Annotated in this window: 19 protein-coding genes and 1 pseudogene; 12 read left to right on the forward strand and 8 right to left on the reverse strand. The window is 69.5% G+C overall.

The window, feature by feature from the left end; all coding sequences use genetic code 11:
* Positions 1-213: 213 nt before the first annotated feature.
* Both ACSRUE_RS19785 and ACSRUE_RS19790 read left to right on the forward strand, forming a co-directional pair.
* Positions 214-921 (forward strand): hypothetical protein, encoded by a 708-nt coding sequence (locus tag ACSRUE_RS19785; protein WP_441292333.1) that lies wholly within the window; start codon positions 214-216, stop codon positions 919-921.
* A gap of 65 nt (positions 922-986) precedes the next feature.
* Positions 987-1,577 (forward strand): PIN domain-containing protein, encoded by a 591-nt coding sequence (locus tag ACSRUE_RS19790; protein ID WP_441292334.1) that lies wholly within the window; start codon positions 987-989, stop codon positions 1,575-1,577.
* Between the two features lie 52 nt (positions 1,578-1,629).
* Here the strand turns inward: ACSRUE_RS19790 and ACSRUE_RS19795 are convergent, their stop codons facing one another.
* From ACSRUE_RS19795 to ACSRUE_RS19805, 3 genes are read right to left on the reverse strand one after another with little or no spacing between them, the layout of a single operon-like run.
* Positions 1,630-2,562: a tetratricopeptide repeat protein gene (locus ACSRUE_RS19795; RefSeq protein WP_441292335.1), complete on the reverse strand. Its 933-nt coding sequence runs from the start codon at positions 2,560-2,562 to the stop codon at positions 1,630-1,632.
* Positions 2,562-3,038, reverse strand: a complete 477-nt coding sequence (locus ACSRUE_RS19800) for a hypothetical protein (protein ID WP_441292336.1) — start codon at positions 3,036-3,038, stop codon at positions 2,562-2,564. The genes ACSRUE_RS19795 and ACSRUE_RS19800 overlap by 1 nt, the downstream gene beginning before the upstream one ends.
* Position 3,039: 1 nt before the next feature.
* Positions 3,040-4,401, reverse strand: a complete 1,362-nt coding sequence (locus ACSRUE_RS19805; protein ID WP_441292337.1) for an AAA family ATPase — start codon at positions 4,399-4,401, stop codon at positions 3,040-3,042.
* A gap of 535 nt (positions 4,402-4,936) precedes the next feature.
* On the opposite strand from ACSRUE_RS19805, the gene ACSRUE_RS19810 reads away from it, so the two are divergent.
* The 6 genes and pseudogenes from ACSRUE_RS19810 to ACSRUE_RS19835 form a co-directional block, all read left to right on the forward strand.
* Positions 4,937-6,892: a tetratricopeptide repeat protein gene (locus ACSRUE_RS19810; protein ID WP_441292338.1), complete on the forward strand. Its 1,956-nt coding sequence runs from the start codon at positions 4,937-4,939 to the stop codon at positions 6,890-6,892.
* A gap of 200 nt (positions 6,893-7,092) precedes the next feature.
* The gene (locus ACSRUE_RS19815) at positions 7,093-7,305 is read left to right on the forward strand and encodes a pentapeptide repeat-containing protein (RefSeq protein WP_441292339.1); all 213 of its coding nucleotides are present in this window, start codon (positions 7,093-7,095) and stop codon (positions 7,303-7,305) included.
* A gap of 133 nt (positions 7,306-7,438) precedes the next feature.
* Entirely contained in the window at positions 7,439-7,963 is a 525-nt protein-coding gene (locus tag ACSRUE_RS19820) for an alpha-ketoglutarate-dependent dioxygenase AlkB (RefSeq protein ID WP_441292340.1), read from the forward strand.
* Between the two features lie 42 nt (positions 7,964-8,005).
* Complete coding sequence (locus tag ACSRUE_RS19825; protein ID WP_441292341.1) at positions 8,006-8,686, forward strand: hypothetical protein; 681 nt, start codon at positions 8,006-8,008, stop codon at positions 8,684-8,686.
* A 37-nt stretch (positions 8,687-8,723) separates the two neighbouring features.
* Complete coding sequence (locus ACSRUE_RS19830; RefSeq protein WP_441292342.1) at positions 8,724-9,584, forward strand: hypothetical protein; 861 nt, start codon at positions 8,724-8,726, stop codon at positions 9,582-9,584.
* Positions 9,585-9,606: 22 nt separating this feature from the next.
* Positions 9,607-10,218: pseudogene (locus ACSRUE_RS19835) on the forward strand (class I SAM-dependent methyltransferase); the annotation flags it as partial.
* A 42-nt stretch (positions 10,219-10,260) separates the two neighbouring features.
* On the opposite strand, the gene ACSRUE_RS19840 reads toward ACSRUE_RS19835, so the two are convergent.
* Complete coding sequence (locus ACSRUE_RS19840; protein WP_441292343.1) at positions 10,261-10,752, reverse strand: DUF6368 family protein; 492 nt, start codon at positions 10,750-10,752, stop codon at positions 10,261-10,263.
* Between the two features lie 182 nt (positions 10,753-10,934).
* Here ACSRUE_RS19840 and ACSRUE_RS19845 point away from each other — a divergent pair, with 182 nt between their 5' ends.
* The 3 genes from ACSRUE_RS19845 (at position 10,935) to ACSRUE_RS19855 (ending at position 15,645) form a co-directional block, all read left to right on the forward strand.
* A complete protein-coding gene (locus ACSRUE_RS19845; protein ID WP_441292344.1) occupies positions 10,935-12,014 on the forward strand; it encodes a multiheme c-type cytochrome in 1,080 nt (359 codons plus the stop codon).
* Positions 12,015-12,022: 8 nt separating this feature from the next.
* Complete coding sequence (locus tag ACSRUE_RS19850; RefSeq protein ID WP_441292345.1) at positions 12,023-13,519, forward strand: hypothetical protein; 1,497 nt, start codon at positions 12,023-12,025, stop codon at positions 13,517-13,519.
* A 353-nt stretch (positions 13,520-13,872) separates the two neighbouring features.
* The gene (locus ACSRUE_RS19855; protein ID WP_441292346.1) at positions 13,873-15,645 is read left to right on the forward strand and encodes a CotH kinase family protein; all 1,773 of its coding nucleotides are present in this window, start codon (positions 13,873-13,875) and stop codon (positions 15,643-15,645) included.
* Positions 15,646-15,691: 46 nt separating this feature from the next.
* Here ACSRUE_RS19855 and ACSRUE_RS19860 read toward each other — a convergent pair whose 3' ends face one another.
* Together ACSRUE_RS19860 and ACSRUE_RS19865 are read right to left on the reverse strand one after the other, a co-directional pair.
* Entirely contained in the window at positions 15,692-17,116 is a 1,425-nt protein-coding gene (locus ACSRUE_RS19860) for a proteinase inhibitor (RefSeq protein WP_441292347.1), read from the reverse strand.
* Positions 17,117-17,361: 245 nt separating this feature from the next.
* A complete protein-coding gene (locus ACSRUE_RS19865; RefSeq protein ID WP_441292348.1) occupies positions 17,362-18,447 on the reverse strand; it encodes a monooxygenase in 1,086 nt (361 codons plus the stop codon).
* A 529-nt stretch (positions 18,448-18,976) separates the two neighbouring features.
* On the opposite strand from ACSRUE_RS19865, the gene ACSRUE_RS19870 reads away from it, so the two are divergent.
* A complete protein-coding gene (locus ACSRUE_RS19870; RefSeq protein WP_441292349.1) occupies positions 18,977-20,401 on the forward strand; it encodes a peptide MFS transporter in 1,425 nt (474 codons plus the stop codon).
* Positions 20,402-20,466: 65 nt separating this feature from the next.
* On the opposite strand, the gene speD is transcribed toward ACSRUE_RS19870, so the two are convergent.
* Both speD and ACSRUE_RS19880 read right to left on the reverse strand, forming a co-directional pair.
* Entirely contained in the window at positions 20,467-20,886 is a 420-nt protein-coding gene (gene speD / locus ACSRUE_RS19875) for an S-adenosylmethionine decarboxylase (RefSeq protein WP_437765766.1), read from the reverse strand.
* An 81-nt stretch (positions 20,887-20,967) separates the two neighbouring features.
* Positions 20,968-21,738: a hypothetical protein gene (locus ACSRUE_RS19880; RefSeq protein WP_441292350.1), complete on the reverse strand. Its 771-nt coding sequence runs from the start codon at positions 21,736-21,738 to the stop codon at positions 20,968-20,970.
* Positions 21,739-21,825: the final 87 nt, after the last annotated feature.

Below are 21,825 nucleotides of genomic sequence, written 5' to 3' on the forward strand. Positions count from 1 at the left end.
GCCGCCATCAGCTTCCTCCACACCCACGACCTCGCGCTCCCCCTCGTGCAGCACGTCGATTTCACCCGAGCGAAGCGCCCCGCGCGCCTCGCCGCCGGAGCTCGGCCCGACCGAGGTGAGCGCTCTCTTGAACGCATGAGCGGCGGCAGGCGACTCATGGCCTCCCTCCTTATACGATGCCGGCTCCGCCGGCTTGAATTAGCCGAGCTCCGCGTGAAGGACCTCGACCTCGATCGCTGTGAGATTCTCGTCTGCGACGGCAAGGGCCGGAAGGATCGAATCACCATGTCGCCGCTCGCCTGGCCCCTCCGCTCCGCGATCAGCTCACCGCCGTGCGCGCCCAGAACGCCGCCGCCGATCGTCCTCATGTGCCTCGCGAACTGGAGGTTCACTTTCCTCTCGATCCAGCGTCTCCGCTCTGGCTTCGGGACCGTCGCGCGCGTATGCTACCGCTCAGGTGGAGCCGTGCCGCATCAGGATCTACAATACGAAATCCGAGAAATCCCCGACCCTCAGGGCGGACTAAGCCTCGAACTTCATGCGGAAGGGCGGCGAGTCGCCAGCGCCCGGGCCCGAGCAGAGGTACTGGGGGATATGCAGCGGCAACTCGGCGTGGCTCGGGATGACGTTCGTGCCGTCCTGGAGACTGCCCTGGTGAGCCAACTCAAACACCAACTGGCCAAGGTGGAGTTGACGCCGCCTCGGCCAGATCCTCCCGGGGGACTGCGGTTCGTGAGTCAGTTCACCTACCGAGATTTTGACGATATCGCTGTCGGTGTTGTCTGGTACGACGTGCCCACGAGTACGACGGGCCCGGAGGATCTTCCTTCCGTCGTGCGGAACAAGATGCGATTTGAAGTTCACAGTATCCTCACCGACCAGAGTCCCAACGCCAAGGGCATCGTAGACCTGCTGAAGTAGAGAAGCAGAACGGAGCTTAGGATCCCGTGTCTTCGCCCCTTCTCATCTTTGACACGAACGTTGTGATGGATATCTGGCTTGGGCGAGATGGGGACGTCGCCGTCCTCCTCGTCCAACTTGCGGAGGCAGGAAAGGTCGAGCTGATCCTGCCGGAGTTCGTCCTGATTGAGTTCCGTGGCACGGCGCTCCGGTGGATCCGCGAACAGCGTGCTGCGCTCGATAGCAGCGTACGACCGCACGCGAAGGCGTGGGCACGCAGCAAGCCACTGGGAGAGGCCGCCGACGATATGCGCGATGCCGCAGCGAAGCTGGCTCGCGAACTCGATACTCTTGCAAGCAACATCGAGGCGGTTCGCTCGCGGCTTCAAGCGGTGGCCAAGGTCGTACCCCACACGGTCGACGTCCATTTCAAGGGCGACCTTCGTTATCTCGGCGGCTATCCGCCCGATCGACCCGTCGATGGTATCAAGGACTGCCGGATTTATGAAGCGGTGCTTGAGATCGCAAAGGCTGATACTGCAAACGTGCGCGCTCGTCGCGTGTATGTCACCAAAGATCGCGATTTCGCGAACTTCGGCGAGTTGGTCACCGAGCTGCGCGGGTATGATGTTGAACTGGCTGGCAACCTGGGTCAGCTGTATGGCGAATTGCGCTGAACGGCAGGGCGTGCCGGTAGACGGCCCCGGCTAATAAGGAACGGCCGGCAGGTCAGAAGTCGTCGCGGAGGCGCACGGCGTCGAGCTCGCGCCGGAGCATTCGCTGAAAGATGCCCGGCGCCACCCACGAATAGACGCAGATCCCGAGCCAGGCATACCCGATGAGCTGGGCGCCCGCCGGGCGGTCCAGGTCCTCAAGGGCGAGGCGGAGGACGCGCTGCGCGACATACGCGGCGAGGAGGACGAGCATCGCGCTCGGGCCGAGCCCCGCGAGCACCGAGCTCACCCGGAACCAGACGCCGAGGAGCAAGCTCTCGCGCGCCTTGATGGCGGCGAGGAGCCTCAGCGCGTCCGGATCGCTCACGTCGGCGCGGATCGCCCAGACCGCGTGCTCGCGCGCGCCGCTCACGTCCCCGCGCCGGAGGAGCACGTGCCCCATGAGGACGAGCGCGTCGGCGTGCTCGGGCTCGGCCTCCAGCGCGGCGCGCGCCCAGCGCTCGGCCTCGTCGACGCGGCCGCGCGCGAGGTGCGCATCGCCGAGGGCGACGAGCGTCTCGACGTCCTCCGGGTCGAGCTCGAGCGCCTGGGTCAGGAGCTCGGCGGCGCGATCGTCGCGATCATGGTGCCGCTCGACGGCGGCGAGGCCGCGCAGGGGCGCGGGCTCCGACGGATCGAGGCCGCGGGCCGCCTCGAAATGCTCCCGCGCCTCGCTCGGCCTCCGGTGCGCGAGCAGGACGCGGCCGAGGACCAGGTGCGCGAGCGGCGACTCGGGGGAGAGCCGGCGCGCCGTCTGCGCCTCGATGAGCGCCGCCCCGAGCCGCTTCAGCCGCAAGAGGGCCACGGCGAGCAGCGCGTGCGCGCGCGGCGCGTCCGGATCGAGCGTGAGCGCCCGGCGGAACCAGTCGATCGCGGCCGACAGCTGCCCGCGATTGAGCGCGCTCACCCCCAGGTCGGTCGCGCGGTCGGCGTCGTCTTGCCCCTCCATCACATCACCACGATCCCGAGCCAGTTCGAGGCCTCGAACGCGGCGCGCACGACGTGATCCCGGGCGATGGCGGCCGCGACGGCGACGGCGGCGCCCTGGCGGACGCGCCCGCCGAAATGCTCATAGATGCCGAAGCTCCGGTGCTGCGACATATAGAGCCAGTACGCTGCGCCGAGCTTCGCCGCGGTGATGATCACGAACGCATAGGCGAGGGAGCGATCGGGCAGGTGGAGCGCCGCGATGACCGAGGCGCTGACCTCGGCGAGCACGACCGCCGCCGCCGGCGTGAGCGCGGCGATGAGCGCTTCGCGCCGGAAGCCCGCGCTGCCCATGGCCTTGCCGTTGAAGATGAACCACGGCAGCCCGGCCCAGCTCCCCGCGAGCATCGTCGTGAGCAGCGGCCAGAACGGGTTCACCGTGTACTCGGCGAGCCGGCCCGGGCGGGGCTCGTCGGGGATGTAGTACGCGGCGCCCACGTCAGCCCTTCCCGTGGCGCTTGAGGAAGTCGAGCACCTCGTCGTATTGCCCGGCCTCGTTCGCGTAGCGCGCGTAGTTGCGCGCCGTGGTGAGCCACTCCAGCGTGGTCGGCTTCACGTCGCGCAGCGCGGCCACGAGGTGAGCCTCCGCGATGGGCACCTCGGCCTTCTCGTCGAGCGAGGCCTCGATGGCCTCGTCGCTCGCCGTCTCGACCAGGTGCTCGAGGTCTGCGCCCGAGAAGCCGGACGTCCTCGCGGCGAGCGCCGCCACGTCGATGTCGCGCGCCGAGGGGCGGACGTCCAGGAGGCGGCGGAGGATCGCCTCGCGCCCCTCTCGATCGGGCGGCGGCACGAAGAGCACGCGGTCGAAGCGACCGGGGCGGCGGAACGCGGCGTCCACGGACCAGGGGACGTTCGTCGCGCCGAGGATGAGCACGCCCGCGTTGTTCTGGGCGAAGCCGTCCATCTCGGCGAGGAACTGGCTCACCAGCTTGGCGCTCGTCGCCTCGCGCGTGTGCTGGCGCTTGCCGGCGAGGGCCTCGAGCTCGTCGAAGAAGAGCACGGCCGGCGCGCTCGATCGGGCCTTCTCGAAGATGGCGTGGAGCTTTCGCTCCGACTCGCCGATGTACATGTCGAGGATGTCGTGGATGGCGACGTTGAAGAACCCGGCCTTGCACTCGCCGGCCGTCGCGCGCGCGAGGAGCGTCTTGCCGCAGCCCGGCGGGCCATAGAGGAGGATGCCGCCGCCGACGCGCTTCTTGAAGCGCTGGAAGAGCGAGGGCTTCTGGAAGGGCATGATGATGCGGCGCTCGATCTGCTTCTTGACGTCCGCGAGGCCGCCGACGTCGGCGAACGTGACCGCCTTCGCCTCCGGGTGGAGCAGGCGCGCCATGACCGGCGCGTCGGTGTCATCGTTCGAAATGACGCGCATGCGCGGGCGCTCGCCGGCCGGTGCAATCTCGCGTACGCGCGCCCCGAGCAGCGCCTTGAGGTCGACGTCCTCGAGCGTCGGGTTCTCGGCGACGGCATCCTGGTATGCCTGGACAGCCTCCTTCGAGCGGCCGAGCGCGTGGAGGACGCGCGCCCGGAGCATCTGCGTCTCGCCGTCCTTCGCGTCCGCGAGCTCGAGGGACCGCTCGAGATCACCCGCCTCGAACAGGGCGCGGGCCGCGGCGCGCCGCTGCTCGGGGCGCTCGAAGAGCGCCGGTCCGGCGTCGCGCACGAGGCGAGCCGCCTCGGTAACGTCGCCGCGCTCGACGAGGGCCGCCACGACGACCGTGAGGAGATCCACGTTGCGCGGGGAAGCGGCGAGCGCCGCCCGGAGCGAGGCCAGAGTCGCGTTGTCCACCCGGTTGTGACCCATACCGCAGCGCGTTCGAGATTGCTATGGGGTCGCCTTCGCTCCCGCGTGCGGGCGCGCCGCGATGTCGGGCGCCCTGGACCCGGCGGCGTCCGCGGTGGTGTGTCGCAGCGCGCCCAGGTGGAGCCGCCTACCCTGCGGCGCAGGACAGCATTGGGGCTTGCGGCGCACAGCCGAACCGTGAGATTTTTCGTGGGGGAGGGCACAGAAGGCGACGATCTCTACAGACATGGTCCGGCGGCTCCGGTGGACCAATCGACTGATGGTGCGGCGGACAGAGGCGCGACGATCAGGAAGAGCGTGTCGCAGGGCTATGCGTGCCACGTTGAACCGGAATCGTTCTGCGAAGGTGAGAGCCATTTGACTGGTCGACGAGTCCTCGCGGTATTCCTTGCGGTCGGATGCGTCTGCTTTGCCGGACTGGTCTTCCTGGCCCTTTCGGGCCGCCTGCCCTCGCTCGCGCCTGGCTCGGGCACGTACCACCCGGTGTCGGAGCAAGAGGCCGCGGCCTTCGCTACAGATACGCCGGAGTGAGCATATGTCTTGGCTGGATTGGGTCAAACGGAAGCTGGTGGGCAAGTCCGCTCCAGGAGAGAGCGATGGTGTCGACGAAGACGAGGCCCCGGCGGTAGGTGGCGAGCCGGGCGAAGAGAGCACCGCCGCGCTCCTGGAGGAAGCTTGGGCGCGCGACGCAGAGGGAGATCTAGATGGCGCCAATGGGTTTTTCAGCGAGGTAATCAAGCGCGGTCCGAACGCGAGCGCGTATTACGGCCGCGGCGTCGTCCGCTGCAAGCTCCAGCGCTACCCGGCGGCGATCGCCGACCTGAACCGGGCCATCCGACTGCGACCGCGCTTCGCGGCAGCGCTGACGGAGCGAGGACTCGCGTATGTCGAGAGCGGCGAGGTCGAGAAAGCCATCCAGGACTACGACGCGGCCATCGCCATCGACCCCTCCTATGGCGTGGCCCACGAGAACAAAGGCGCTGCCTGCCTGATGCTCGAGCGATGGGCGGAGGCCGTCCCGCACCTGGATATCGCGCTCCGGCTTGCTCCGTCGCACGGTGTGGCCCGCTACAACCGAGGGATAGCCCATGAGATGCTCGGTGATCTCCCTCGCGCCATCCGCGATTTCCAGGACTCCGTGCGAGCGTCCTCCACAGGGATTTTCGCGCCTCACGCCGAACAGCGGCTCCGCGCGCTGCAAGCGCGCGCTGGCGACATCCCGAAACCCGAGTGGCCCGCGCCGGAGAGCCTGTGGACCCAGCTCGTCCCGCTTTCCTTGGAGGACACCGTCGCTGACCTCGTGCAAAAAGCGCACGCGGAAGGCGCGTTCTTCGGGTTGGTCACGCTTCCGGACGGCGGTAAGCTCCTCGCGCCGTTTTACGGCAAGGACGGGATCCGGAAGCACCTCACCGAGATCGCGGATGTCATCGGCCCGCGCATCCTCACGCTGAAGCTGGGGCAATTCGATGCCCTCTTTGGCGGACCTGCCGGGACGCCTCCGAGTCAGGGCGAGGAGGATGCGGAGAGATTGGTGGAGGGTCGCGCACTTCAACTGATCACGCATGGGGAGCGGATTCTCGGCGTGTTCACGGACGGTTGCGATTACCACTACCCCGACCTGCCGACGGTGTTGTTTGGAGAGCGGCCTACCTTCGAACGGCGCGAATCCGCCGAAACGGCGCGGCGGTGCTCATCCTGCGGACACGACGTCGCATACTTCGATGACGTCATCGAGGACGACAAACTGGCCGGCTATGCGTGCCCCCACTGCACCGCGAGCCCGACCCAGGCCTGGGTCGAGGAGCGGATGCGGCCGGGCGGCTGGTCGCGCTGCGGCTTTCTCGGAGAGACGGAGGCCCTGCGCGACATCATGGCGCGAGACACCGTGACGCTGCAGCGGCTCGGGGTCGGTCACGCGCAGATCGCGGACGCGCTGGATCGTCTCCTCGCGCAGGCCCTGCTGGCATCCGAGGAGCGTATCGCACGTGCGACCGAGCAGTTCGAGGAGGAGTTGCAGGCGTCGGGCATGCACGGTGTTCCCGGCCTCGCCGTGCTCCCCCTCGGCCTCTCTCTCGACGCTCTCGAGAAGCGCCTACGGGATGGCGGCCGGATCCCCACGAAGCGAGGCACCGCGGTCGATGACCACAACGTCTTCCTGCAGATCTATCTGGGATATCAGTACTGCCCCTTCACGAGGCTGCGCCTTCCGTGGAGCGATGATGTCCCGAAGATGGAGGTCGTCAGACGGCGCGTGAAGGGCGTCGTTCACCTTACCGCCGCCACCGATCGATGCCTGCCGTGCCGATCGGAGCTATCCTATCGCTATGGCAACCTGGAGTTCCTCATCGTCCACAGAGAGACCGGGCGGTTCCTGCGAGGTTCCGGTCTGCTGGTGCACCTGATCCGCGACCATTGCTTTTTCGAAGGCGAAGAGAGCCCCTTCCGGCTGGATCCCGAGCGGGCCGCACATGTGCTGGGAATCTCGTCTTAACCGGGAGCGCGCTGGTCTGTGGGCGCGAGGAGCCGCCCAACCAGCCGCTGCACCCGACGGGGCGCGACGCCGCGCTTCGCGGCCAAGCGGCAGCTCGTTCGGCAGGCGATGCGAGGTGCGAGGTGAGTCATGGCGCGCGTGAACATTCTCGCTGGCGAGACCGGAAAGGGCTGGACTGCGCCCATTTGACGGACGCGAAGATGAGAGGCGCGAACTTCACCCAGGCGAACCTCCGAGGCGCCGTGCTCGTGCGCGCGATGATCGAGCAGGCGCTCTTCGATCGGATCTGCGGCAAGCGGATCTGTCGGACGCGTACGTGGATGCCGCGCGCTTCGAGGGCGCGCTGTACGACGAGAGCACGGTGTTCCCACGCCACGTCGTGCCGCCCGGCGCGGTGCGAGCGCCGGCGCTGAGCCCCCCCGCTCCGATGTCCCCCGCACCCCTAGACGGCCCTGGGCAGCGCCGCCGCGCACCGCTGCGCGCCGCGCGCCGAAGGCCGTTGGACGGGCGGGGACCACTTCTGTACTCTATCGATCGCAGCGACTCATGCCGGAAGACCTGGACGTTCAGTACCTGGAGAAATTCGTCGCGGATCCCGCGGCCATGTTCGACATGGCGGCGCGGAATCTCTCGTGGGACGACCGGATGCATTCACGTCGAACCGCCTCGTGCGGGGTGGCGTACAACTACTCAGGCATCTCTTACCCGGACCGCGAGATGCCGCCCTTCGTGCAGGACCTCGCGGCCCGCCTCGCCGGCGTGGTGGGGCATCCGATCAACAACTGCCTCGCCAACTTCTATGCTGATGGGACGGCGAAGATGGGCTTTCACTCGGACTCCAGCGCCGGCGTCGTCGCTGGAACGATGACCTCGATCCTGTCGCTGGGCGCGCCTCGCGTCCTCACCTTCCGCCGGAGCCTTCGCCGGGACGAGACGCACGACATGGCCCTGGCGCCCGGCTCGCTCCTGATCATGCGCGCCAGCGTTCAGGAGGGGTGGCAGCATGCCGTCCTCGCCGTCGAAGCCGCGGGCCCGCGGATCAGCCTCACATTCCGATTCCTATGTCGTTGAAATGGCGGTAGCCGCCGGGGCGCGCCCCCGAAGGAGGAAGACGTGGCGAGAGGACGAACGCAGCGAACCGCGACCGTCGGCGTCGCCGAGCACGGCAACTCGGCGGTGCTCGTCACTCTCGCGCCCGGCGGCGAGCTCCTCGATCGCCGGCGCATCGACCTCACCGAGGGCTTGCCGACGCACCCGCATCACCACGAAGGGTCGTGGGCGGTGGGCCGCTACCTCAACACGCCGGGAGCGCGAGCGCTCTCGCTCGCCGACGCCGTGGCGCTCGTCGAGCGCGTGCGAGCGTCCGCCGCGCGCGGCGCACGCGTGGGCCTCGAGGCGCTGGCCGCAACGGTACCTGTGCCGATCGCCAGCATCGCGATCCGCGTGTGCCCCGAGCTCCCGCCGACGACCGAGGAGCGGATCGCCGACAATCGCGCGCAGACCGTCGCCGACTCCGTCATGTACCGCGAGGCCCTCGCGGCCGCAGCCGAGGCGCGCGGCTGGTCCGTGTACTGGTACGACCGCGAGCGCGTTTTTCGCGACGCTGCAACGGCGCTCGGCCGCGATGACGTGGACGATCTTCTGTCCGCGATGGGCCGAGCGATCGGGCCGCCTTGGCAGGCCAACCACAAGCTCGCGGCAGCGGCGGCGCTCGCGGCCACAGGGCATCCAGCGCCGCGGGAAACGACAGGATCGTTGCGGAGCCGGTCCCAGAGCTCGAGGTGGAAGCGCTGACCCGGCTGGTCACCGCTCAGAAAGAGCAGGTCGACCGGTGACGACCAAGAAGGCCAACCCGCCGGCTATCAATAGGGGAATCGATGCCGAGAATGTGTTACACGCTCCCTCTGGCCGGACACGCCAGATGACCGAGACGGAATGGCTGGTGTGTACTCGGACCAATCCCATGCTCCGCTTCCTGCTCGGACTCGGTCCGAAAGAGCTGCGGGTCGTGGACATCAAGACGTTTCCGGCGTGCAGGGGGAGTGACCGCAAGATGCGGCTGTTCGCCTGTGAATGTTATTACCGCGTGCGCGCCCTGCTCCCCGATGAGCTCGCAGAAGCGGCAGTGGAAACAGCGCGCCGTCACGCCGATGGCCTGGCCACGCTGGAGGAACTCCAGGCAGCCGAGGCTCTGGTCCGGCAGGCGCTCGACTCTCTGGAGGGTAGGTGGCGGGCGTCCCACGGGGCCGAACGTACCTCGCTCCAGCCGACGCACGACGCGCTGGCCCTGAGCTTTCAGGTAGTTCGGCCACAGGCTCCGAAGGCGGCGTACTACGCCTCGTCCAACGCTCATCTGGCGGCGGCTGCCATGGCCAATCCTGGCGCCGCGTCTGGCGATACTTCCTACGCTGCCAGCAGCGCCGCGGAAGAGCACGCCCAGGCGGACGTGCTCCGCGACATCTTTGGCAACCCGTTCCGCGCGGTGGCATTCGACCCGGATTGGCGGACCTCGACGGCCGTCGGGCTGGCCCGGCAGATGTACGAGAGCCGCGTTTTCGGGCCGATGCCGATCCTGGCCGACGCCCTGCTGGAGGCCGGGTGCGAGGACGCGGACGTGCTCGGCCACTGCCGTGGCGACGGGCGGCACGTCCGCGGGTGCTGGGTGATCGACGCGCTGCTCGGGAAGGGATAGGCTGAGCCTGACTCACGGCTGTGGCGTCGGGCAGTACGTCATCCTCGGCGCGGGCCTGGACACCTTCGCCCAGCGTCGGCCGGAGCTCGCCTCCCGCCTGCTCGTGTTCGAGATCGATCGGCCCAGCCCCCAGGCGTGGAAGCGCCGGCGCCTCATCGACCTCGGCCTTGGCGTCCCATCGTTCCTGCGGCTCGTTCCGGTCGACTTCGAGGCAGGAGACGCGTGGTGGGAGCGGCTGGCGGCGTCGGGCTTCGACTCGGGGCGGCCGGCGGTGGTGGCGTCCACCGGTGTCAGCATGTACCTGACCAGGGACGCCACCGCGGCGACGCTGCGCCAGGTCGCGGCGCTCGCTCCGGGCTCCACGCTCGCCATGTCGTTCCATGCTTCCGATCGAGCTGGCGGACCCCGAGGTGCGTCCCGGGATCGAGCGAGCGGCAGCGGGGGCCAGAGCCAACGGCACGCCGTTCATCAGCTTCTTCACGCCGGCAGAGATGCTGGCGCTGGCCCGAGATGCCCTTTCAGAGAGGTCCAGCACGTATCGGCCGCTGCGCTTGCAGAGCGCTACTTCGCGGGCAGGACGGATGGCCTTCGTCCGCCGAACAATTCAGAGGAATTGCTCGTGGCGGCGACCTGAATCAAGCGGTCTGACCAGTCGTTGCACCGATCCGAGTTGCATCTACTTCACCATGCGGAAGCTCGCGTGCCGTAGCCAGGAGCGCGCGAGCGCCGCGTCTCCGTAGTGGGAGCGCGCCGTCGCGAACAGCACGCCCGTGACGCCACCTGGATTCTCGATCCTGACGGGCTTGTCGTCTTGAAGGCCGTCCAGCTGTGCACCGATCGCCAGCTGCCCACCGAAGTCGATCACTCCACCTTCCGCCTCGGCCAGGTCGATGCACAACCTGACGAGCAACCGATGATCTTCGTCGTCGTTGCACATCGCGGCGAATGAAACGACGTCTTCTGGCGACCATCCGAGCACCTCCGGGAGGCCCGCCTCGAGGATCTCGGATATGGCCTCGGGATATTCGGGTCCAACGGTCAGAATGAACGGGCGTCGGTCAACCCAGAAGCCGTCCCCACGAACATCGTCGGCGATGCGCGAGATCGCACTTCGAAGCGCGGCGACTCGCTCCACGCTCATCTTCGACGGCAGCAACACGGACGCCACGGGACCAGCCATTCCTCGAGCGTACGCGCTCGATCCATGGCCGTCCACCGAGGCGTCGCATCCGCCGAGCTTCGAAGCTTCGTCCGTCGTCCTGAGGAGTGCTATCCTGAACGAACATGGGCAGGTGGCGTCGGACGGCCTCCGGTGAACGGAGGACACCTCGTATCGCGGGTGCCGGCGTCATGGCGCTCGCCGCGCTGCTGTTCGCGCCCGCGGCCGGCGTGCGCGGCGATCCGCTGCCGCCGCTGCCGGGACCCGCGCCGCAGGGGAGACCGCAGGGCTTTTCCGCGCGCATCGAGAACCAGCGTTGCGAGGCGTGCCACGAGGACATCGCGGCCGAATGGCGCGCCTCGTTGCACCGGCAGGCGTTCACGGATCGCGTCTTCCAGAGGTCCTACGCGATCGAGCCGCTGCCCTTCTGTCGTGGCTGCCATGCGCCCGAGGCCGATCCTGCCCACCACCCCGGCGCGGACGCGCAAGCGGTGGGCGTGGGGTGCGTCACCTGCCATCTCGTGGCCGGCGAGGTCGTCTCCGCGCGCGGCAGGGACGCGCGCGGCGGCGCGCACGCCGTCCGTGGCGACGCGCGGCTCTCGACCGATGAGGGCTGCGCCCGCTGCCATCAGTTCGATTTTCCGCGAGCGCCCGGCGTCGCCATGCAGGACACCGTGGCCGAGCACCGCTCCGGGCGCTTCGCGGAGCGACCCTGCCGCGATTGCCACATGCAGCTCGTTCAGGGCATCGCCGGGAGACCGCACCGCGATCATCGCTTCTCCGTGGTCGGGGATCCGGCCGTGCTGCGCTCCGCGATCGACGCCAGCGCGTCGCGGAGCGGCGCGAACGCCATCGAGGTGAGCGCGCGCGTGGTCGCGGCGGGGCACGCCGTCCCCACGGGCGATATGTTTCGCCGGCTCGAGGTCCGCGCCTCGGCCGTCGATGCGGAGGGCGCGCCCGTGGCCATCGCCGCGCCAGTGATCCTCGAGCGGAGGTTCTCCGTGCGCCCGGTCGAAGGAGGCATCGAGCGCGTCCCTGCCGGCGATACGCGCCTTCCCGCCTCGGGGGCGCCGCGCGTCCTGCGGCTCGTGTTCCCGGCCGCCATCGACGGGCTCGCGGTGCGCTGGGAGGTGGTCTATCAGCGCATGGGCGCCGCGATGGGCGCGGCCTTCGGCGTCGATCCGGCCGCGGACGAGGTGGTCCTCGCCGCGGGCACGCTGGGCGCGCGCCCGGTTGTCATCCGCCGACAAGCGCTCGCTCCGGTACCATGAGCGCCGCCATGCGAACCCGTCGCCTTCCCGCCCTGCTGCTGCTTGCGCCTTTCTTCGCTGCTGCTTGCCGGCCCGCGCCGCCCCCCGCGACGGCGCGCGCCGAGATCGCCACGCTGCCGAAGGCCCCCGTCGTGGCCGCGCCCCCGGCGGCCGCGCCCGGGCCTTCGCCGCTCGTCAGCGTGAAGACCCAGGCGCGCGTGCCTGAAGCGTTCGTGCTCGACGGCGACGTGGCGGAGTGGGGCTCGCTGGTCCCGCCGCCGCCGCCTCGTCCTCCGCGGCCCGCGCGTGGGGAGAGCGCGCCTCCGCCGCCCTCGACCAGCGCGATGGATGCGCCTTCGCACGTCGCCCTGGTGCTCTCCAGCGCGGGCGTCACCCTCGCGGCGGAGCTCGACGAGGGATCACAGGGCGGGATCTGGCTGGGGCTCGGCTTCGGCGCGCCGGAGCTGCCGCCCATCGGCTACTTCCAGCGCGGGGGCGGGGTGATGCCGCTCAACTGCGAGACCGACATGGGCGGCGAGCCGCTCCCGGCCGACGTGCAGAAGGCCTGCCATGAAACGCTGGCCCAGCATGACGCGTTCACCGCCGGCTACGAGGCGCGCTTCGTGCGGTTCTTCCGGCTGGATCGCGGCGGCCTCTCGGGGATCGGCGAGGACGGGAAGGGACGCCCGATCGAAGGTGCGAAGGCGGCGGTGAAGGGCGGCGAGGGGAGGTTCACCATCGAGGCCACGCTGCCGACCTCGGCGCTGCCCCGCGCCTCGTCGGCGCCCATCGACAGCATCCGGCTCTTTGCGCGGGCGGCGGACGCGCCGCGCGCGCCGGCGCCGGCGGACGAGGAGTGGGTCTGGCGGGAGATCCCGGAGCCGGTGAGCTACGAGCCCTTCGCGAACCTCCGCGCCCTGGCGTTCCAGGCGCCGGAGCCGATCGGCCGCGTCCCCATGTCGTACCAGCCGGGAGATCCGCTCGAGCTCGAGGTCATCGGCTATGCGCGGGGTTCGGACGGTACCGCCCTGGAGCCCATGCGCCAGGGACTCTACAGCCCGATATCCACGATAGGGGACGTCGAGATCGGCGAGCTCTTCCTGCGGCGGCCTGCCCTCGCCATCCTGCGCAAAGGCGAGATCGTCGACACCATCGAGACCTCCGGTGCGCCGACGGGCATCGAGAGGCGCAACAAGGAGCTTCACATGTTCTTCTACGATCAGTACACGTCGACGGACATCTGGGCCGAGAGCGCGGACTGGCGGGTCATCGGCATCAAGCCGAGCGGCGAGTACACAGAGCTTCTGGAAAGGGCCGCGGACAATGGTCCCTGGGCCAAGGATGTCGAGGAGTTCCATTCGACGCGCTTCGACCGCTTCGGGATCCGCGGTACGCCGTGGCGCCAGGACGCCGAGGGCGAAGCGCCGCGCGCCGTGGAGATCACGTGGCGCTACGACGCGACGGCGGGGATGTATCGGCCGAGCTCGCGCGCGCTGCCCGCGACGAAGGCGAAGAAGGCGCGGTGAGGCGGAGAGCGCGTGACGCGCGCTCGACCGGCTGGAGCAGGGTACCCGGAGCGATCGACGGCGCGCGGCGGGAGCGTGGGGGCGATCCTCGCCTCGATGGATCGACGCCGCGTCGCGGCGTTGGCACACAAGGACGAAGCTCCCGGGCAGTGTGCCAGCCTCTGACCCTCGTGTCATGAGGGGGCTCCGGCGGCGCGTCCACGCACCGCGGCACGGACGGCGCGAGCTCCTCGACGAACTCGCCGGACCCACGAGGGCCGAGCTGTCTCCAGGGCACCGACACCGACGGTTTACAATTTCGCCGTGAACGGTACGTTATTTGCACTGGGCGTGAAGCGGAAAGGTTGCGCTTCATGTCCAATCAGCTGCCGTCGTCTTCCTCTGGTCGATCCTGGTCGTCCCGCACGCGAGCCATCTCGCTGTTCGCCCTGCTTGCCCTCCCGCCTGCCGTCTTCTCGGCGGGGTGCGCTGACGAGCCGGACAACATCTACAACTACTATTACACCAACGGGGAGGGCGGCGCCGGGGGCGCCGGCGGCGCCGGTGACGCCGGGGGCGCCGGCGGCGCGCCCGAGCCGTACCCGGGGGCGCCGGTCGCGGACACCGAGGTGGCCGAGCATGCTCTCGACGTCTTCGGCACCGTCGGCAACCGCTACTGGTTCGCCGTCTCGGAAGAGCAGCTCGAGATCATGAACGAAGGGCTCGGCGGCATCGGGGGCCCCATCAAGAGGGACGCGTTCGGGGACATCTACTCACCGACCGGGGAGGACACGACCTTCGTGGATCATCTGTGGGTGACGACGGCCGGCGCCGAGGGCAAGACGGCCGACTACGGCAAGGTCCAGGTGGGGATCGCCGGCCAGTCGACGGAGCGGCCCTGGACGAAGCGAACCATCCCCAACCTCAACATCGACGCCGACGAGTTCGTCGAGAAGCAACGGCTCGGCGGCTTCGAGCACGTGCGCTTCAACAACGGCCAGGTCGGCAGCATCTTCCGCGAGCGCCTCACGCTCGATCTCTATGCTCGCCTCGATTATCCGGCCCCCCTCGCCAACTACGCCTGGCTGTCGAGCAACGTCTGGGGCGCGGAGGTGGCCGTCCCCTACATCGTGGTCGAGCGCTACAAGAAGGCGTTCTGCGCCCGCCTCGAGGGCGAGCTCGGCGGCGGCTGCGCCAACATCTGGGAGTTCGCCGGAGACTTCGCCGGCAACGTTCCGGGAGGCGGCGGGATCCCGCTTCCGATCGACATGGTGCCGTTCGGCGTGAGCGTCTTCGACGATCCGGAGAACTGCCAGCTCAAGGAGTGTGACAAGACCCGCGCGAAGGAGCTCGAGGAGCTGATCGTCGAGACGCCGCCTGGCGAGGGCTTCAAGGCCGCGCTCGAGGGCTGGATCGACTGGCCGGCGTTCCACCGGTTCCAGTGCCTGTCGTGGGTGCTCGCCACCGGTGACGACGCGATCCACAACAGCAACAACGTCGTGCTGGTCGAGCGGGCCGATGGTCTGTTCCAGTACCTGCCGTACTCGGTCGACATCAGCCTGGGGCAGAGCTGGTATCCGGTGGTGCCCCTGGCCGGCATGAACACGCTGGCGCGCGGGTGCCAGAGCGAGCCGGCCTGCTGGGCCGACACCATCGCGGCGTGCGAGGAGGTGATCGAGGAGTTCACCGCGCTGGACCCGAACGCGGTGCTGAAGGGTCTCTACGAGCAGCTGTCGGACGAGGGCATGCTCCGCCCGGGTGACGAGGAGCGATACGAGGAGCTGGACGCCTGGCTGACCAATCAGCTCGAGGTCCTGCCGGTGGAGCTGGAGAGGAACCGCGAGCAGCCGCAGCTCTGCATGCCTCCCCAGATCGATTGCGGCGGCTACTGTGGCTTTCCCCAGGAGTGCGGCTTCTGCGTTCCTCCCCTGATCGACTGCGGCGGTTACTGCGACTATCCCAAGGCGTGCGGCGGCGGCGTCGGAGCGGGCGGCGGAGACGCGGGCGTCGGAGCGGGCGGCGGAGACGCGGGCGTCGGAGCGGGCGGCGGAGACGCGGGCGTCGGAGCGGGCGGCGGCGAAGCGCCCGTCGGAGCGGGCGGTGGCGACGCGGGTGCGGGTGGCGCCGGCGGTAAAGCAGCGGACTGACGCCGGCTGAACCCCGAGGGAGGGGCCCACGCCGTGGAGCCCCCTCTCAGGGCGAAGCCTCGAACAGGCACCGCGTGATCGGGATGGCGACGTCTTTCCAGACGTACAGGTAGTATTTCGTTCCCGGGACGAGCTCCTCGGGGCTCCCCTCGGCGGGATAGCCCTGCTTCGTGCCCGGCGGGACCTCGCCGTAGGTGATACCGCTCTTGACGGGCGCGGCGCTCGAGGGCACGTCGAGCCGCCAGATCGTCCCCTCGGGCAGGTCGAGGTTGGGCGGGGCGCCCGGGTTCTCGGCGTTCGCCGACAGGACGTAGACGTAGCGGGCGTCGCCGCCGCTCCACGTGATCTTGCCTGCGGCGTCCACGCCTTCCCCTGCCGCGCAGTCGCCTGGCACGTAGAGGCTCTGTTCATGGAGCGGCCCGCCGAACGGGGTCTCGTCCGCGAAATCCTCCTTCGTGAACCCGCGTCGCAGGAGCTCGCCCTCGAAGAACGCGACCATGCGCGCCGGGTCCGTGGAGGGCAGGCCGCTGACGTCGCGGGAGAAGCCGTTGTTCTGGTCCGGCGGGTACGCGCCGAGCGCCGCCGAGGAGACCCAGCCGGCGGCCAGCGCGAGGCCTGTTGGATAGAAGCTGTCGGTCCAGACCGGTCCGGCCTCGATGTACCAGTTCGACGGCCCCGCGGCCGGCGCGGCCTTCTCCGAGTGGCAGCACACGCACCCGCACGCCTCGGTCTGCTCCGTGACCCAGGCGAGCTCGCCGAGCCATTCTGGATCGGACAGGCGTGGATCGTCGCTCGGCGTCTTGTAGTCGGAGGGGGGCGCCGGCCAGTACGGGCGCTGCGTGAGGACCGGCTCGCACGACGCGTAGTCGGTGAACAGGCGGCCGGGCTCGGTGCAGCCCGAGATCGCGCCGAACGTGCAGACCTTCCCGCCGCTCTGCCCTGCGGGCTCGCCGGCCTTCGGGTCGGCGCAGACCAGCTCGGGCCACTGGAAGACGGCGCCGCCCGTGCCCACGCCGCCCCCGGGCGCCTCGGCCGCGCCCTCGCAGGCGTCGGCCTCGAACCGGCCGCCGCCGAACGCCTCGCAGCCGCGCTGGGTCGAGGCGCACTGGCTCGTGTCCCCGCCGGGGAAGATGAGGGTGTATTCGTTGCCGGTCCCGCCGCCGAGCACGCACCGGCCGAGCGTCTCTGGATAGGCGCAGCTCTCGCCTCTGGTGAAGGTGGAGCCCTGGAGCGCCTTGCAGTCGGCCTCCGCGGCCTCCGCGGTCCAGCCCGCGCCTGTGTACTCACGGCACTCCTCGGCCTGGCTGAAGGGGCTCGTATAGACGCAACGACCTGGCGACCCGGAGGCCTCTGGAACCCCGGATGCGGCGTTTCTCTCGGTTTCCAGGCAGGCGCCCAGCCCTCCGAGGGCCGAGACGAGGAGCGCTGCGCCCAGCATCACGTGCGGTGAACGGAGGAGCTCTTGCTTCACGGTCGAATCTCCTGAACGTCGCTCTCGGGTGACATTGATTGTGATCTGTCTCACGCAACCTCCCGGTCAGCGTCCGTTTGTATATCGTTTGTTTATGGTTGTTCAATTGTTGTCCAATCTTTTTGTGTGAACTATGTATGCAAGAACACATTCTTGCTCATGGCGCCATTCGCTTGGAGGAGGCGGAGGCGTGTCCAGGGGCGCTGGCCCGCGCCCGTGCGGGGATCAGGCGGCGACGAAGCGCCTCACCGGAGCGCGCCGAGGCCGAGCGAGATGCACGGCTCCCCGTCGCGCAGCGAGATCCCCGCCACCTGCTTCTCCGGCGGGTACATGTACCCGAACAGCATGCACATCTCGTTGTCTCCGAGGCCGAACGTGAGATCGTGGCCCGACGTGTTCCGGAACCTGCACGCGTACCGGATCGCGTCGCCCTCCTCGAGCGCGAGCGCCGGCCGGTAGACCTCGATGTCGCTCTCCAGATCGAACGCCCCGCCCTCGTACACGCGCGTCTCGCCCCCGTCCGCGCGGACGACGTCGACGTCGAACGCATCGGCGTAACGGTGCGTGTGCGGCATCAGAGAGACGATGTTCCCCCCGAACGTCGAGCACGTCGTGCCCACGGTCCGTGTGGCGCGCGGCGGGACGAGGAAGTCGTTGACGCTCAAGACGAACGGCGCGAGCTCTTCCGTCCGCTCCGAGAGAGGCATGGTGAAGAAGTCGTAGGCGAACTCCACGAGCGCGGGCTCGGGCGACGTGTTGAGCAGGTGCACGCTCGTCGCGATCTCGCGGGATGGTTCGAGGGTGAAGCCCATCCCCTCCGGGAAGACGAGCGTCTCCTCGCCGACGACCTGCGTGGAGCTCGCGAAGAGGACGTCCGGGATGGCCGCCGGCAGCGTACCGAAGGGATCGTCGGCGCCGGGATGGCAGCCCGGGTAGGGGTTCGGCCCGAACGATGGATTGACCGGCTTGGCGATCACGTTGCTGTGATGCAGCCCGGCCGTCGCGTAGACGCGCGCCGCGTGGACGGTCGTGCTCTCGATCGCGGGGAAAGGCCATGACACGCAGTAGGTCGCCTCCTCGCCGGGCGCCATGAGCCGCGGCGGCGCGATGATCCTGAAGCCGCTGCGCGGCGGCTCCGGCAGCGCGAGCCGGGTGAGCTCGGCGCCGAAGGCGACGACGTTGTCCCGGTCGACGCGCTCCTCGGGCTCGTAGCGGGCGGCGGGCTGGACGCACCGCCCGCGAAAGCGCTCCTCGCCAGGAGCGCACGCCTCCGGCGGCGACGGCTCGACGCCCGCGCAGGCAGGGAGAAGCAGAATCCACAGGAGACCCATCGAACGTGCGCTGTCCCTCGGGACATAGCGAGTTTTGGGATGTTGCATCACCAAGCATCTGCGGCCGACGGCTTCTCACCGGAAGCCTCGACTGCGGATCTCCCCAGCAGAGGAAGGGCGCCCTCGCGCGGCCAGGGCGGAGCCCGCGGCGAAGGGGACGCTCCCGGCACAACCGAGGACGGCGCGGGCTTATGCGGTCCATCCGCGGCGGCAGGCGGCGTCGGCGCGGCGGCTGGTCCGCCACCACCGGCGCTCGCTCCGCCCGCGGCAGCGGCCGCTCGCCGGCCCGCGACCGCGTCGCCTATCGCAGCGCCGACCGGAGCGTCCCGCCCACCTGTCCTCCGGCCGTGGCCGAAGGGCCGCCTACGTGGACACCCTGTTCACCCGGCTCGACGCTGTGCGCAACAAGGGGGTGACGTGGTCGTCGCGGATCGTCTAGCATCCCCGTGCCGAGGGGCAGCGCGCCCCACGATCCCCCGCATCGCCCGACCACCACGCAGCGTGGTCCCAGCTCGTGGAGAAGACAGCATTGAGCGAGCAAGCAATCGAGCCGGCCCTCCCCGTCACCGCTTTCGAGAGGCGCTTCAAGCACCCGCCGGGGCTCGTGATCCTCTTCTTCGCGGAGATGTGGGAGCGCTTTTCCTATTACGGCATGCGCGGCCTCCTCAAGCTGTATATGGCGAACTACCTGTTCGTCACCGCGCGAGAAGCCTACCAGGGGTGCCGGCAGCACGCGCAGCCATGCGATCTCGTCCCTGGTGATCCGACCACGGTGTTCGCCTGGCAGTTCATCAAGGGCCTCCTCCCGAGCGCGCCCAACGAGCAGGCGTCCATGCTCTACGGGCTGTACACGGGCCTCGTGTACCTCACGCCGTTCTTCGGCGGCATCCTCGCCGACAAGGTGTGGGGGCAGCGCAAGACGGTGGTGATCGGCGGCGTCTTGATGGCCATCGGACACTTCGTGATGGCGTTCGAGAACTCGTTCTTCATCGCGCTGCTCCTGCTCATCCTCGGCAACGGCGCGTTCAAGCCCAACATCTCGACCCAGGTCGGCAGCCTGTACCCGAAGGGTGATCCGCGCCGCGACGGCGCCTTCACCATCTTCTACATGGGCATCAACCTCGGCGCCTTCATCTGCAACTTCGTGTGTGGCACCCTGGCCGCCGTCTACGGCTGGCACTACGGCTTCGCCGCCGCGGGCGTCGGGATGTGCCTTGGGCTCGTCGTCTACCTGGCGGGGCAGAAGTACCTCGCCAAGGACAACCTGATGAAGACGGCGGAGGGGGCCGGCGACCAGAAGCAGCCGCTCTCCGGCGACGAGTGGCAGCGCGTCGGCGCGCTCGTGGCGCTCTGCGCCCTCAACATCGTCTTCTGGGCGGTCTACGAGCAGCAGGGCAACACGATGCAGAGCTGGGCCGACGAGAAGACGGTGTGGCCCACCGTGCTCGGCTTCCAGATCCCGTCGACGTGGTTCCAGTCGGTGAACCCGCTCTGCATCATCCTGTTCGCCCCCCTCCTCGACATCTTCTGGCGCTGGCAGGCGAAGCGGGGCACCGAGCCGACGAGCGTCTCGAAGATGGCCCTGGGCTGCACCATCCTCGGGCTGTCGTTCATCGTGATGATCCTCGGCGCGCAGGCCGTCGGCGACGGCAAGGGCAGCCTGTTCTGGCCGGTCTTCTGCACGCTGCTGCTCACGATCGGCGAGCTCTACCTGTCGCCCATCGGGCTGTCGCTCGTGACCAAGGTCTCGCCGGTGCGGATCGTGTCGATGATGATGGGCATGTGGTTCGTCTCGAGCTTCCTCGGCAACACGCTGAGCGGCTACCTCGGCATCTTCTACACGCGCTGGTCGAAGGACATGTTCTTCCTGATGCTCACCGTGCTCGGCCTGGGCGCGGGCGCCGCGATGTTCGCGTTCAACAAGCCGCTCCGCCGCGTGCTCGGCCAGCACTGATCAGCACTGAGCCATGCCGCGCCCGGCGCGGCCGCGCGCCCTCTCCGCGAGGGCGCGGCGCCGCGTCAGGGCGCCCGCGCGCCGGCGGGGTCGACGATCCGCTCGTCGAGCGTCGCGAGCCGCCCCTCGGGCAGCGCGCTCCCGATGGCGGCCACGGCGCGGCGGACGCTCTCCAGCGTGCTGCACGAGGCGACGTCGACGAAGAGCCGCCCCGACTCGGGCCAGGAGTGCAGCGCCACGTGCGACTCGCCGACGACGGCGCACGCGGTGATGCCCTGCGGCGAGAACGGGACGACCACCATCTCGAGCAGGGTGAACGACCCCGCGGCGACGGCCGCCTCCAGCGCCCCGCGGAGCGCGGCCGGGCTGTTCAGGAAGTCGGAGGGACAGCCCTCGAACAGGGCAAGAGCGACGAAGAGCTGCATCGGTGAGCGGGCGCGCGCGGCGGCCCGCGCCGGCCGCCCAGGGTAGCCGAGCCCGGGCACCGCGGAACCTGAATCGGCTTCACGAAGAGGGCAGGCCCTCCTCGGGCCGGGCAGCTCGGCACGCCCTTTCCCCCCGCCGCGCTAGCGCCGCCGCGCGACCTGGATGACCTCCCTCACGCGCTGCCCACCCAGGTCGAAGCGCCCCTCGAGCCCCGCGAACACGAAGCTGTTCACGCGCCTGTCCGGGACCTCCCAGCCGCGGCTCGACCCGTCGGTGTTCTCCCAGAGGAACAGGTTGAGCCCGCCGCCGATCGTGGGCCCCAGCGCCACGCTCTCGGACATGCGGACGTCGATCACCACCTGGAGCCGCCCGAGCTCGATCCCGTGGGTCACCGTGTCGCCCCTCACCCCCGCCGGCGCCGCGATCCACATCCCCGCCGGCGTCGCCGTCCACACCCCCGGCCGCGCCGCGGTCCACAGCGCCCGGTAACCGGTGCCCAGCGAGATCACCGGATCGACCCGCTCGAACGGCGCCAGGTGAAAGCTCGCCTCCGCGCCGAGCGTCACGCCGCGCACGTCGGCCCCGCCCTGCTCCCCGCCCTGCGCCATGTACTGCTCGTATCTCGACGTCAGCCCGAGGCCGACCTTCGGCACCGCGCGGTAGACGAGCTTCACGCCCACGCCCGCCCCCGGCCCCGCCACGTCGCGCAGGCGTCGCTCGCTCCCGATGTCGCCGAACCCCTGCGCGTATCCGAGGTTGAGGCCGAGCTCGAGCGCGTTGGCAGGCGCCCTCAGCGGAGAGCGCAGGTAGCTCGGCGGGACCTCGCCCCCGAAGTCCTGCGCAGCGGCGACGCTCCCGCAGAGCACGGCGGCCGCTCCCGCGGCGATGGCGACCCCGGTGTTTGCCTTCATTGCGGATCCTCCTCGCTGCGCGGCGAGGCGAGGACGGCGGATCCGATCCGCGCGCCACGCCGGGAACGCCGCGCGCCGGGGCGCGAG

It is taken from the genome of Sorangium sp. KYC3313 (genome assembly GCF_052075895.1).
GTDB classification, from domain to species: Bacteria; Myxococcota_A; Polyangia; order Polyangiales; family Polyangiaceae; genus Sorangium; species Sorangium cellulosum_B.

Coding starts and splice junctions, on each gene's coding strand:
- ACSRUE_RS19790 (WP_441292334.1), top strand. CDS start 987: ATGGATATCTGGCTTGGGCGAGATGGGGACGTCGCCGTCCTCCTCGTC.
- ACSRUE_RS19795 (WP_441292335.1), bottom strand. CDS start 2,562: ATGGAGGGGCAAGACGACGCCGACCGCGCGACCGACCTGGGGGTGAGC.
- ACSRUE_RS19805 (WP_441292337.1), bottom strand. CDS start 4,401: ATGGGTCACAACCGGGTGGACAACGCGACTCTGGCCTCGCTCCGGGCG.
- ACSRUE_RS19810 (WP_441292338.1), top strand. CDS start 4,937: ATGTCTTGGCTGGATTGGGTCAAACGGAAGCTGGTGGGCAAGTCCGCT.
- ACSRUE_RS19815 (WP_441292339.1), top strand. CDS start 7,093: ATGAGAGGCGCGAACTTCACCCAGGCGAACCTCCGAGGCGCCGTGCTC.
- ACSRUE_RS19820 (WP_441292340.1), top strand. CDS start 7,439: ATGCCGGAAGACCTGGACGTTCAGTACCTGGAGAAATTCGTCGCGGAT.
- ACSRUE_RS19845 (WP_441292344.1), top strand. CDS start 10,935: ATGGCGCTCGCCGCGCTGCTGTTCGCGCCCGCGGCCGGCGTGCGCGGC.
- ACSRUE_RS19850 (WP_441292345.1), top strand. CDS start 12,023: ATGCGAACCCGTCGCCTTCCCGCCCTGCTGCTGCTTGCGCCTTTCTTC.
- ACSRUE_RS19855 (WP_441292346.1), top strand. CDS start 13,873: ATGTCCAATCAGCTGCCGTCGTCTTCCTCTGGTCGATCCTGGTCGTCC.
- ACSRUE_RS19865 (WP_441292348.1), bottom strand. CDS start 18,447: ATGGGTCTCCTGTGGATTCTGCTTCTCCCTGCCTGCGCGGGCGTCGAG.
- ACSRUE_RS19880 (WP_441292350.1), bottom strand. CDS start 21,738: ATGAAGGCAAACACCGGGGTCGCCATCGCCGCGGGAGCGGCCGCCGTG.